At 42.0% G+C, this 12005-nt stretch carries 11 protein-coding genes; 10 read left to right on the plus strand and 1 reads right to left on the minus strand.

Annotated features, from left to right (window positions below):
* Positions 1–7 precede the first annotated feature (7 nt).
* From argJ to ACTJJD_RS10935, 8 genes are all read left to right on the plus strand, one after another.
* Positions 8–1228 (plus strand): bifunctional ornithine acetyltransferase/N-acetylglutamate synthase, encoded by a 1221-nt coding sequence (gene argJ, locus ACTJJD_RS10900; RefSeq protein ID WP_039167371.1) that lies wholly within the window; start codon positions 8–10, stop codon positions 1226–1228.
* 14 nt (positions 1229–1242) lie between these two features.
* On the plus strand, positions 1243–2019 hold the full coding sequence (gene argB / locus ACTJJD_RS10905) for an acetylglutamate kinase (RefSeq protein WP_017360181.1): 777 nt from the start codon (positions 1243–1245) through the stop codon (positions 2017–2019).
* Positions 2016–3167 carry an acetylornithine transaminase gene (locus tag ACTJJD_RS10910; RefSeq protein ID WP_242731866.1) on the plus strand — a complete coding sequence of 384 codons (1152 nt, stop codon included), beginning with the start codon at positions 2016–2018 and terminating at the stop codon, positions 3165–3167. Before argB ends, ACTJJD_RS10910 begins: the two co-directional genes overlap by 4 nt.
* 69 nt (positions 3168–3236) lie before the next feature.
* Positions 3237–4298 (plus strand): carbamoyl phosphate synthase small subunit, encoded by a 1062-nt coding sequence (locus tag ACTJJD_RS10915; RefSeq protein ID WP_017367005.1) that lies wholly within the window; start codon positions 3237–3239, stop codon positions 4296–4298.
* A complete protein-coding gene (locus ACTJJD_RS10920; RefSeq protein ID WP_212360579.1) occupies positions 4291–7371 on the plus strand; it encodes a carbamoyl phosphate synthase large subunit in 3081 nt (1026 codons plus the stop codon). Before ACTJJD_RS10915 ends, ACTJJD_RS10920 begins: the two co-directional genes overlap by 8 nt.
* Positions 7368–8318 carry an ornithine carbamoyltransferase gene (argF, locus tag ACTJJD_RS10925; protein WP_272511395.1) on the plus strand — a complete coding sequence of 317 codons (951 nt, stop codon included), beginning with the start codon at positions 7368–7370 and terminating at the stop codon, positions 8316–8318. Before ACTJJD_RS10920 ends, argF begins: the two co-directional genes overlap by 4 nt.
* Positions 8319–8421: 103 nt before the next feature.
* Positions 8422–8601, plus strand: a complete 180-nt coding sequence (locus ACTJJD_RS10930; protein ID WP_008348517.1) for a YjzC family protein — start codon at positions 8422–8424, stop codon at positions 8599–8601.
* A gap of 169 nt (positions 8602–8770) precedes the next feature.
* Positions 8771–10036 (plus strand): MFS transporter, encoded by a 1266-nt coding sequence (locus ACTJJD_RS10935; protein ID WP_007499050.1) that lies wholly within the window; start codon positions 8771–8773, stop codon positions 10034–10036.
* Between the two features lie 119 nt (positions 10037–10155).
* Here ACTJJD_RS10935 and ACTJJD_RS10940 read toward each other — a convergent pair whose 3' ends face one another.
* Positions 10156–10350, minus strand: coding sequence for a YjzD family protein (locus ACTJJD_RS10940; RefSeq protein WP_024720055.1), 195 nt, complete (start codon positions 10348–10350; stop codon positions 10156–10158).
* 212 nt (positions 10351–10562) lie between these two features.
* Here ACTJJD_RS10940 and ACTJJD_RS10945 point away from each other — a divergent pair, with 212 nt between their 5' ends.
* Both ACTJJD_RS10945 and ACTJJD_RS10950 read left to right on the plus strand, forming a co-directional pair.
* On the plus strand, positions 10563–11303 hold the full coding sequence (locus ACTJJD_RS10945) for a hypothetical protein (RefSeq protein ID WP_440608385.1): 741 nt from the start codon (positions 10563–10565) through the stop codon (positions 11301–11303).
* Between the two features lie 75 nt (positions 11304–11378).
* Positions 11379–11954: a nad binding enzyme gene (locus tag ACTJJD_RS10950; RefSeq protein WP_440608386.1), complete on the plus strand. Its 576-nt coding sequence runs from the start codon at positions 11379–11381 to the stop codon at positions 11952–11954.
* The last annotated feature ends 51 nt before the right edge of the window (positions 11955–12005 follow it).

Genomic DNA, 12005 nt, shown 5'->3' on the forward strand with positions numbered 1-12005 from the left:
AACAAACATGATCGAATTGAATGAAAAAAGTATTGTCAAAATAGACGGGGACGTATCATCACCAAAAGGTTTTGAAGCAAAGGGGATTCATATAGGATTACGCTATTCAAAAAAAGACCTTGGCTTGATCATCAGTGAAGTACCAGCAGCGAGTGCAGCGGTATACACTCAAAGTCACTTTCAAGCTGCGCCTCTTCAAGTCACACAAAAAAGCTTGAAAAAGACGGGCAAACTAAAAGGTGTCATTGTCAATAGTGCCATCGCCAACGCATGCACAGGTGAGCAGGGATTAAAAGATGCATACGACATGCAGGCAGCCTGTGCAGACATGTTAGGCACAGAGCCTGATTACATTGCCGTTTCTTCTACTGGTGTCATTGGAGAGTGTCTGGATATGGATAAAATCAAAACAGGCATCGCTCAGCTAAAAGAAGCAAAAGCAGGAAATGGCCACTTTGAAGAAGCGATTTTAACAACAGATACAGTCATTAAAAATACGACATACTCCTTGACGATAGACGGGAAAGAGATTCTCATTTCAGGTGCAGCAAAGGGCTCTGGTATGATTCATCCGAACATGGCAACAATGCTCGGGTTTGTCACAACCGATGCAAATGTCGAACAAGAAGCTTTGCAAAATGCTCTTCGTGACATTACAGATGTGACGTTTAATCAAATTACCGTCGATGGAGAAACATCAACTAACGATATGGTGCTTGTGATGGCAAATGGAATGGCAGAAAACCAGGCACTGAATGAAGAACATCCAGAATGGCCATTGTTTAAAGAAGGATTAAAACTAGCCTGTGAAGATCTAGCAAAAGAGATTGCAAGAGACGGAGAAGGCGCAACCAAATTAATCGAAGCGAAAGTTGTTGGTGCAAAAAACAACTTAGAAGCGGGTATTATTGCAAAAAAAATCGTAGGTTCAAGTCTTGTGAAAACAGCCGTATATGGTACGGACGCCAACTGGGGACGGATTATCGGAGCAATCGGTCATAGCGCAGCTTCTGTCACGCCAGAAGAGGTTGAAGTTTACTTAGGCGGGCAATGTCTGTTTAAACATAATGAACCTCAGTCTTTCTCAGAAGAGGAAGCAAAAGCGTATCTAGAGCAGGATGAGATTACGATTTTCATTCAAATGAATGAAGGAAATGGTGAAGCGGCAGCATGGGGCTGTGACCTTACCTATGATTATGTGAAAATTAACGCGAGCTATCGCACATAATGAAGGAGATAGACATGGATAAAACGATCGTGTTCAAGTGTGGAGGCAGTGTCATTCGAGAACTTTCCGATACCTTTTATGAAAATGTCCGCTCACTTCAAGCTGCTGGATTTAAACTGGCTATCGTACATGGCGGGGGTCCTGAAATCACGAGCATGCTGCAAAAATTAGAAGTGAAAACGGAATTTGTAGATGGACAGCGCAAAACAACAAAGCCGGTGTTAGAGGTAGCCGAAATGGTCCTTTCAGGAACGGTGAATAAATACTTTGTTTCAGAGTTGGCAAAGCATGATATATCATCTGTCGGTGTATCTGGTAAAGATGGGCAGATGCTTGTCGCCGATTTTCTCGATCAAGATGTATATGGGTACGTTGGCGAAATCAAAGAAGTCAATCCAGAGATGGCAGAAGCACTAATGGAGAAACAATTCATTCCCGTCATTGCGCCGCTATCTATGACCGAAGAATGCCAAACGTTAAATGTAAATGCTGATCTTGCAGCATCAGCAGTCGCAGGAGCTATGAAAGCTGATAAGCTCATGTTTGTCACAGATGTGGAAGGAATTTTAAAAAATGGTGAGCTGTTAGACGTTGTCACCGAACAAGAAGCTCTCAAGCTCATCGATGAAGGTATTATTTCCGGGGGAATGATTCCAAAAGTGCAATCTGCGCTAAGTGCTTTATCAGGAGATGTGGATGAAGTCATGATTGTGAATGGAAAAGGTAGTATTTTTACAGGAGATACCTTTAAAGGAACTCGAATTGTAAAACAAAAGGAGGCGGTCCTGTGAGTCATCTCTTTCAAACGTACGGACGGTGGAATGTTGAAATTAAAGAGGCAGAAGGTTCTTGGGCAGTTGATACAACTGGGAAAAAATATTTAGACTTTATACAAGGCATTGCGGTCACGAATTTAGGTCACAATCATCCAAAGGTTAATCAAGCCATCAAGAAGCAGCTTGACGAGGTCTGGCACGTATCAAATTTATTTGAAAATGGACTGCAAGAAAAAGCAGCGGAAAAGCTGGCAGCCAACAGTTCAGGAGATCTCGTATTTTTCTGCAACAGCGGGGCTGAAGCGAATGAAGGGGCTATCAAATTGGCCCGAAAAGCAACAGGTAAAACAAATATTGTGACGTTTTTGCACTCTTTCCATGGGCGTACGTATGCTGGTATGGCTGCCACAGGTCAAGATAAAATCAAAACTGGTTTTGGACCGATGCTGGAAGGCTTTCATTATGTACCGTTTAATGACCCTGAAGCGATCACAGCGTGTGAAATCGATGATGTCGCAGCGGTCATGCTGGAAGTGGTGCAAGGTGAAGGTGGAGTGAATCCAGCTACAGCTGAATTTCTAGAAGCCGTTCAAACGTTTTGCAAAAAACATCAAGCACTGCTGATTGTAGATGAAATCCAAACGGGTATTGGGCGAACAGGGACAGCATTTGCCTATGAGCAATCGGGACTTGATCCTGATATTATTTCAGCCGCAAAAGGTTTAGGAAATGGATTTCCAGTCGGTGCAGTGATAGGGAAAAAAACTTTAGGGGATGCATTTTCTCCAGGCTCTCATGGCACAACATTTGGTGGGAATATGCTCGCTATGTCAGCTGTGAACGCAACTCTTGATGTAATATTCAAAGAAGACTTTCTTTCAGAAGTGAAAGAAAAGGGTGCGTACCTTTTAAAGAGACTGCAAGAAGTCAAACAGCTGAACATCGTGAAAGAAGTACGGGGCAAAGGATTAATGGCAGGAATTGAGTGTCATCAGCCAGTAGGTGATTACATCACAGCCCTTCGAGCGCAAGGTTTGCTGGTGCTTCCAGCTGGTCCGAATGTCATTCGTTTATTACCTCCGCTGAATGTCAAAAAAGTTGAATTGGATCAAGCCATTGAAGCAATCATTCAAGTGTTAGCAAATGAAGCAGTAACGGTCTAAATTTTTTTACACCAGAACGCATAAACATGCATTTATATTATTAATTATTCAATATGGGGTGACACAAGCATGAAAGGTTATTTAAATTTAGAAGATGGAGCCTCTTTTGAAGGAGATCTGACAGGAGAAGCTGGCATGACAGGTGAAGTGGTCTTTTTTACAGGGATGACAGGTTATCAAGAGGTGCTCACAGATCCTTCTTATAAAGGACAAATCATTGTCTTCACATATCCGCTCATCGGAAATTACGGCATCAATCATGAAGACTTTGAGAGCAAAAAACCACAAGTAAAAGCGGTCGTTGTCTATGAGGCAGCTGATCATTTTTCTCATCACCTTGCAGCCGTAAGCTTAAAAGATTATTTACAGAAGTGGAACATTCCGCTTCTTACACATACAGATACTCGTGCAGTCGTGCAGAACATTCGAGCAAATGGAACGATGAATGCAGTGCTTAGTTTAGACGAAAATGAAACGCCACCTGCAATGAAGCAAGACAATGTGGTTGAGCAGGTCACAGAAGATGAAGTATACACACAAGGCAGCGGCGAGGATCATGTAGCGCTCATTGATTTTGGCTTTAAAAAATCAATTGCGGACTCACTCGAAGCGCGCGGCTGTAAAGTCACAGTGATTCCGTACAAACAAATGGAAAAGGTATTTGATATCAAGCCAGATGCGATCCTTTTGTCAAATGGACCTGGAGATCCAAAAACAATGAAGCCATATTTAAAAACCATTCATGACATCATGATGACCTTCCCGACACTAGGCATTTGCTTAGGTCATCAATTAATTGCTCTTGCGCTTGGCGGGGATACGTATAAGCTTCCTTTTGGCCACCGCGGGGCGAATCATCCTGTACAAGATACAGAATCAAAACGTGTCTTTATGACAAGCCAAAATCATAGCTATGTGGTCAATGAAAAAAGCATGAATGACAAAGAAGTGGACGTCAAATTCCTCCACGTAAATGACGGATCTGTTGAAGGATTCATTCATAAAGAGAAGCTGATTATGTCCGTTCAATTTCATCCAGAAGCACATCCAGGCCCTGCAGAAAGTGAATGGGTATTCGATGATTTTATTGAGAAAGTGAAACAAGCAAGGAGAGAAGTCGCACATGCCTAAAGATCAAAGCATACAAACCATTCTAGTCATCGGGTCCGGTCCAATCATCATTGGTCAGGCAGCAGAATTTGATTACTCAGGAACACAAGGTTGTATGGCCTTAAAAGAAGAAGGCTACAACGTCATCTTAGTGAATAACAACCCAGCAACCATTATGACAGACGAGTCATTTGCTGATGAAATTTATTTTGAACCGCTTTCAGTTGATTCAGTGACAAGAATCATTGAAAAAGAGAAACCAGATGGTCTTTTAGCCAATCTTGGCGGACAGACGGCTTTAAACCTTGCTGTCGAGCTGGAAAAAGCCGGTGTGCTGAAAAAGCATGGGGTAAAACTGCTCGGAACGTCAGTTGAAACAATTGAAAACGGTGAAGATCGTGAGAAATTCCGTGCTCTCATGAAGCATTTGAATGAACCTGTACCAGAAAGTGAAATTGTGGATAATGCGAAAGACGCCCTTCAATTTGCAAAAGAAGTGGGTTTTCCCGTCATTCTTCGACCAGCCTACACACTTGGTGGTAAAGGGGGAGGCATCGCTTTAACTGAAGAGGCTTTTAAACCGCTGATTGAAGGTGCTCTTCTAGCGAGTCCGATTCATCAGTGCTTAGTTGAAAAAAGCATTGCTGGCTTTAAAGAAGTCGAGTATGAGGTCATGAGAGATCGTCAAAATACGTGTATCACTGTATGTAACATGGAAAATATCGATCCAGTTGGTGTGCATACAGGCGACTCGATTGTCGTTGCACCGTCACAGACATTAACGGATCAGGATTATCAAATGCTCCGTTCAGCGAGCTTAAAAATCATTTCAGCGCTTGATGTCGTTGGCGGCTGTAATATCCAGTTCGCTCTTGATCCACTTAGCAAAGAATATTTTGTCATTGAGGTCAATCCTCGGGTCAGCCGATCTTCTGCTCTTGCATCGAAAGCAACAGGCTATCCGATTGCCAAAATGGCGGCAAAACTTGCGGTCGGTTATACACTAGATGAATTGAAAAATCCGCTTACAGGAACAACGTATGCTAGCTTTGAGCCGGCACTCGATTATGTCGTGGTGAAATTCCCGCGTTGGCCGTTCGATAAATTTAAACAGGCAGACCGGAAATTAGGCACAAAAATGAAGGCGACTGGTGAAGTCATGGCGATTGACCGTAATTTAGAATCTGCCATTCAAAAAGCCGTCGCATCACTTGAAATCAAAACAAAGGGCTTCCACTTGCCTGAACTGAAAGAACATTCGACTGAACAGTTATTTGAATTAATCAAAACACCGGACGATCGCCGTTTCTTCGCTGTCATGGAGCTGCTTTCCAGACAAGAAACCGTTGAAACGATTCATGAAACGACGAAGATTGATCTGTTTTTCTTACATGTTTTCAAGAATATGATCACACTCGAACAAGAATTGAAGAATCATCAGGGGACGCTATCCAAAGACACCTTAAAAAAGGTGAAAGAAAAAGGTTTCCTTGATGAAACAATCGCTTCTCTGACGGATCGCAGTGAACAAGATATCAGACAGCTTCGTCAAGAGTATGGCATTGCCGCTTCATTTAAAATTGTCGATACATGTGCGGCTGAATTCGATGCAAAAACGAATTACTTCTATTCTACGTACTTTGGCAAAAGTGATGGAGAGCATCAAGAGAAAACAAAGGAGCGTGCACTCATCATTGGCTCTGGTCCGATTCGAATTGGGCAAGGGGTCGAGTTTGATTATAGTGCCGTTCACGGCGTCCTTACTTTACAAAAGCTTGGATTTGAAACCATCATGATGAACAATAATCCAGAAACGGTTAGTACCGATTATGAGATTGCAGATCGTTTATACTTTGAGCCGATCACGTTAGAACATATTTTAAACGTAGTTGAAGCGGAGCAAATTGATTTTGTCATCGTTCAATTTGGCGGGCAGACAGCAATCAATGTGGCGGAAGGTTTAGAAAAAGCCGGCGTTACCTTGTTAGGCACGTCCTTTGACACACTAGATGCATTAGAAGATCGCGATTTATTCTATCAGCTTCTTGATGAACTGAATCTTCCTCATGCAAAAGGAGATACAGCACATTCAAAAGAAGAAGCACTGGGGCATGCTGCAAGCATCGGGTACCCTGTTCTTATTCGTCCATCATATGTCATTGGTGGAATGGGCATGATCGTTGTTCATACAGAAGCTCAATTGGCAGAACTACTTGATCAGCCAGATCATTTACCTTATCCGATCTTAATTGATGAGTATGTCACTGGAAAAGAAGTGGAAGTGGATCTCATTTCAGACGGACAAACGACATTCATTCCAACAATTGTTGAGCATATTGAAAAAGCGGGCGTACACTCAGGTGACAGCTTTGCCATCTTACCAAGTGTCTCTATTAGTGAAGACATCAAACAACAGGTGTATAACGCTTCTGAACAAATCGCAAAGAAATTAGCTTTTAAAGGCATTATGAATATTCAATTTGTGATAAAAGGGAACCAGGCGCTCGTATTAGAGGTGAATCCTCGGGCAAGCCGGACTGTCCCAGTTGTAAGTAAAGTCATGGGTGTAGACATGATCCCAATGGCGACTCAGCTGTTAGCTGGTGCAACGCTTGAAGAATTGAAACCGGCAACGAAGAATAAGGGGGGCACAGCTGTTAAATTCCCGGTCTTCTCCTCACATGCCATTCAAGATATCGATTTAAAGCTCACACCTGAAATGAAGGCGACGGGTGAAGGTATGTGTGTAGGAAAGAACGTCGAAAGCGCGTTGAAAAAAGTGTTTGCACCGATCTGGAAACAGAAAGGAAGCCTCTTTATACAAGGCAGTGAATTATTCGTAGATGAAGCAAAACGAGCAGGCTTTGACGTCTGGACTGGCAGCTTTGAATCGTGGCTACAACAAGACGATAAATCGCTTCACATTCATTTAGGTGATGATGAAGAGGCAAAAGAACAGCGTGTAAAAGCACTCACACATGGTGTTCAAGTTCTAACCGAATATGAAACGGCGCAAGCGTTCCTGCAAGGAAAAGATGGAGATGTATCACCAGTATCTCTCCACGAATTATATAAAAAGGAAGTGACGGCATGAGCCAAGTCGACGTGCAACCGGCATTATACGGAAAAGACTTTTTATCGTTAAAAGACTTTTCGATCAATGACATTGCGTACTTAATTGAAAAAGCAGAAGAAATGAAACAACATCCATATCAAGATTTATTCAAAGGAAAAACATTAGCGATGATCTTTGAAAAATCTTCAACTAGAACCCGTGTCTCGTTTGAAGCGGGCATGACGCAGCTAGGCGGACATGCGCTCTTCCTCAGCTCAAATGATCTGCAAATTGGCAGAGGAGAAACGATTGGTGATACAGCGCAGGTGCTGTCTGGGTATGTAGATGGCATTATGATTCGAACCTTTGAACATGAGAAGGTAGAAGAACTTGCAAAATACGCCTCTATTCCAGTGATCAACGGACTAACGGACTACTCTCATCCATGTCAGGCACTGGCTGATTTACTGACGATTAAAGAAGCAAAAGGCACACTAAAAGGTGTGAAAGTGGCGTACATCGGTGATGGGAATAATGTGGCTCATTCCTTAATGGTCGGCTGCGCGCAGTTAGGCTGTGACATTGCCGTTGCATCACCAAAAGGCTATGAACCTCTTCAAGAGGTGACAGACACTGCCCGGGAGTTTGCAAAACAATCAGGCGCAGAAGTCATCGTCACAACAGATGCAGTAGCTGCTGTTCAGGGTGCAGATGTCATTTATTCAGACGTATTTACAAGCATGGGGCAGGAAGCTGAAACAGAGAAACGTCTAGCTGAATTTAAAGAATATCAAGTCAATGAGGAACTCATGCAACATGCAGCAGCAGATTATATCTTCCTTCATTGTCTGCCGGCACACCGCGGAGAAGAAGTGACGGCTGATATCATTGATGGACCACACTCTAAAGTATTCCAGCAGGCAGAAAATCGCCTGCATGTGCAAAAAGCGTTAATCAAAGAGCTCATGTATCAACAACCTAAATAAATCACAAGTGTCCCTGTCTCGACTGAGCAGGGACTTTTTACATATTGGATTGGAGAGGCAATGGACGGGACATAATAACATCAATCGAGAAAGGAGGATGGAAATGGGTCAACAGCATCAGTTTAAATCTGGTAATAAGGCACCTAATAATGGTGTTTATATCGAAATCGGTGAGACCGGTAGTATGGTGAAAGATCCTTTAAAGATAAAGCTTAAAGCAGGAGACGTCTTTCCGGATAACTCGAACCATAACCGCGTTTGGACTTACCAAAGAAAGCCGTAAGCAATTGACTAAGAGTCCATATGAATAAGTCTTTAGAGGCATGTGTCATGCCTCTTTTTTCTTTATAATAAAAAACAATTAAGTTCCAATTTTCAAATAAATAGTATGAAAAAAAGAAAGATTAAGGTAAAATATGTAAAAATAGTATAAGGTTGAAAGGATTTGTGTGATGGAAAAGATGAATCTCAGTGAAAGTGTTTGGAATAAACGCTTCACCTCATTGTTCATATCAAGACTCATAAAAAATACAGGAGAAAGTTTTGCTTTTACATCCGTTCTTTGGTTATTGATTTTAAGAGGGGATGGAGCGCTCGGTACCGGACTTCTTCTAGCAGTGACAGTTCTTCCTTCATCATTGTTGGCCCCAATACTAGGACCTCTTATGAAAAGACATCATTTATCTAAATGGATGTTTGCTTCAGATGTCATTCGAGCAACCATTGTACTCATTATTCCACTACTGCATTTTTCGCACATATTGCCTCTATGGTTATTGATCTCATTAATGGTTATTCAATCGGCAACAGGTGCAGCCTATAACCCGGCTTCTGTGGCTATCCTTCCGCAGATTGTTCCAAAGCATCTCATTCAAAAAGCAAATGCGATCCTGCAATCATCTTTTGAAATTGTCGCACTTGCTGCGGTGATGGTCGCTGGTCTTTTGGTCAAATTAATTGGCCCTGCAGATACGCTCCTGATCACCACTGCTTTATTTATCATATCGGGCTTGTTCATTATTGGCGTTAAACTCCAAAAGTCAGATGCAGAAAAAGCAGCAGACATTAAACAAGCAAAGAATACATATCTGTATAACTTAAAAAGAGGCTTTCTAGTCGTTAAAAATCATCATATTTTATTTGCACTAACCCTTTATTGTATTTTAATGAATGTCGCCGCAGCTCCGTGGCAGGCATTATCCGCTGTATATGTAGCAGAAGCGCTGCAAAGTGATTCAATGGTTTATTCCATTTTAAGAGGTGTCGCTGCAGTCGGTGCGTTTATGATGGGCTTTGCACTGGCGAAGGTGAAAATCAAAAGATTCGGCTTGTTCTTTATTGTCGCAGGCATGATTGAAGGTGCTGCATTCTTTATCACTGGAATGAGTACATGGCTTCCAGTCGTTCTTCTAGCTTCCTTTATTTTTGGTGCAGCCGTCAGTGCGATCAATGTCCCAGAGATGGTCATTATTCAAACGTCTGTTGACCAAGAAGATCAGCCGCAAGTATATGCCGTGATCAATGCGTCATCAAATGTCTTTCTCCCGCTTGCAGCCGTCATATCGGGCGTCCTGGCAGAACGCTTTGGAGCAGGACCTGTCATTGCGGGGGGTGGTGTGCTTGAAATTTTATCGGGCATCGCGATCTTCCTGTTCACAGGGCTTGCGAAAAGCCATTTGTCAGCAGACAAACAGAAGTCCGAAACGGTTGAGGTGTAACTCAAAAACCCCCTGTAATTGACGGCAGGGGGTTTTAGCGTGCGCTCTCAACTTCTGGTCATCATTCTGAAAAAAAGAAAAAGAGCTAATCTCAAATCATTAGCTCTTTTCCAGCAATATTAAGAATGTTCTGTTGAACTTTCTGTTTCTTTCATTGGACTTACTTCAGCAAAGATGAATAAAATAACCGTAAACACTATGGCAAGAATGGAAGTTAACGTAAAATCATAAGCAGCTCCATTCATAGATGAAACGATGTAACCAGCCATATGTGTCAGCAGAAAAGTCCAAATGAGGGTGATAATGTAATGCATTATTCCACCGTCCTTTATGTAACAATCTATTGACTATCATACCATAGATACGAGTTCAGAGAAAAGACTGTTTTCCGCCTTTATGTGATCATTTTGAGACCTTCTACTATAAAAATAAAAAGAATTCTTCTGTCTTTAGGGGATTTCCTTATTCCTACAAGAGTTGTTGTTCATATCATAGAAAGCAGAATCACTGAAAGGAGGCTGGCCATATGGGTGTAAGCGAACGTTTTTTCCAGCTTGGTTCCCAGTGGAACGTCATTCACCTTCCTCAAAAACCAAATGGCTTTGGCATTCTAACCCTCGGTGACCGAAATCACTTTGTGCAGGAAAATACATCATTCTGGCTTCAGCATTACGGAAGAAACCAGCTATTAACTGCTTTAAAGGATGAAGGATATACATTGTTTAATAGTCATCTTCATGGGAATCACTGGGGATGTGAAGATGCTGTTTTTAGTGCGAAACAGCTTGTTCATCACACATTAAAACAAGAAATATTAAACCGGGAAATTCATGTGCTGGCAGAGGGAATGGGCGCACTTGTCGCCATGAGTCTTGCCGAAGAAATGCCAGAAGTGCTAAGGTCTATAGCCATGATGAATCCATGTTTACACCTGCAAGCACAAAGAGAAAGAGAAAAGGAACACAAATTCTTCTACAAACAGTTCATGAAAGAACTCGCACAGAGCTATGGGTGCTCTGCAAAGGAAGCAGAAACGTATCCACTTCCTTCTTGCCCCGTTCATTCAGCTCATGTACCGATTCATATATGGCAGAGACTAAACGGCGCACCGTATGCCTATGAACTACATGCAAAGCCTTTTATTGATCAACATATGATGAATCCAGACCATTGTCAGATGGACCTTACCTTGCATATGTTTGATCATCCAAGAAGAATCTTTCAGTCCATTCACAAGTTTTATAAATCGCATGAAAGAGAATTGTAATGAATAGGATGATAACAGCCCTTCATGGAAAGGGCTCTTCTTTTTATTCGATATGCTAAAAAAGGGGACATGAACATGGAAACAGGACTGATCATAGGTGCAGATGAATTTTTTGGACTGACACTTTGTGAATATATGATAAAAGAGGGCATACAAGTGGATATCACATATCCTAAGGAGCAGTCAGAGGAGCAAAAAATGTTATTAGAAGAGCGGATGATGTGGCTCGGCCGTAATGACCTTGTCCGTGTCATTGATCGTCAAGATAGGAAAGAGGCATATGACCTGATCTTTTTTCAATCAGATGATTCAATGAACAGAGAGACAGACCTCGAAGCGAAGCATGGCATATACCGCTTGTTTTACGAAGAACCCGAAAGCCATTCGCATGAACAAAGCGTTTCGGCTGTTATCCTTCCACGCATGTTTGGTCCGTGGACACTCCATGAAGAGAGACGAATAAAGGATGATCACGCTTTTTTTGTAGAAGATGTCGCAAAGGAGCTTTTAAAGTGGGCACGGACTGATCAAAGGCAGGAAATGATCCATCAATTGAAGGTAGAAAGACAAACAGGTGACAAACAAGCAGAAGAAATCATGGCAGAGTGGAAAAGACAAAACTCAACATTTTTCGACAAAAAGCAAGAATGATCTTCCATCTTATCTTTTTTCAGTATAAAATAAACCTATATTTAACATACA

The organism is Bacillus sp. 22446 (assembly GCF_052044955.1).
GTDB lineage: Bacteria > Bacillota > Bacilli > Bacillales > Bacillaceae > Bacillus > Bacillus altitudinis.

What these genes read in the sequence shown, in the direction of transcription:
- argJ (WP_039167371.1), top strand. Translation starts at nt 8, where the DNA reads ATGATCGAATTGAATGAAAAAAGTATTGTCAAAATAGACGGGGACGTA.
- argB (WP_017360181.1), top strand. Translation starts at nt 1,243, where the DNA reads ATGGATAAAACGATCGTGTTCAAGTGTGGAGGCAGTGTCATTCGAGAA.
- ACTJJD_RS10915 (WP_017367005.1), top strand. Translation starts at nt 3,237, where the DNA reads ATGAAAGGTTATTTAAATTTAGAAGATGGAGCCTCTTTTGAAGGAGAT.
- ACTJJD_RS10920 (WP_212360579.1), top strand. Translation starts at nt 4,291, where the DNA reads ATGCCTAAAGATCAAAGCATACAAACCATTCTAGTCATCGGGTCCGGT.
- argF (WP_272511395.1), top strand. Translation starts at nt 7,368, where the DNA reads ATGAGCCAAGTCGACGTGCAACCGGCATTATACGGAAAAGACTTTTTA.
- ACTJJD_RS10930 (WP_008348517.1), top strand. Translation starts at nt 8,422, where the DNA reads ATGGGTCAACAGCATCAGTTTAAATCTGGTAATAAGGCACCTAATAAT.
- ACTJJD_RS10935 (WP_007499050.1), top strand. Translation starts at nt 8,771, where the DNA reads ATGGAAAAGATGAATCTCAGTGAAAGTGTTTGGAATAAACGCTTCACC.
- ACTJJD_RS10940 (WP_024720055.1), bottom strand. Translation starts at nt 10,350, where the DNA reads ATGCATTACATTATCACCCTCATTTGGACTTTTCTGCTGACACATATG.
- ACTJJD_RS10945 (WP_440608385.1), top strand. Translation starts at nt 10,563, where the DNA reads ATGGGTGTAAGCGAACGTTTTTTCCAGCTTGGTTCCCAGTGGAACGTC.
- ACTJJD_RS10950 (WP_440608386.1), top strand. Translation starts at nt 11,379, where the DNA reads ATGGAAACAGGACTGATCATAGGTGCAGATGAATTTTTTGGACTGACA.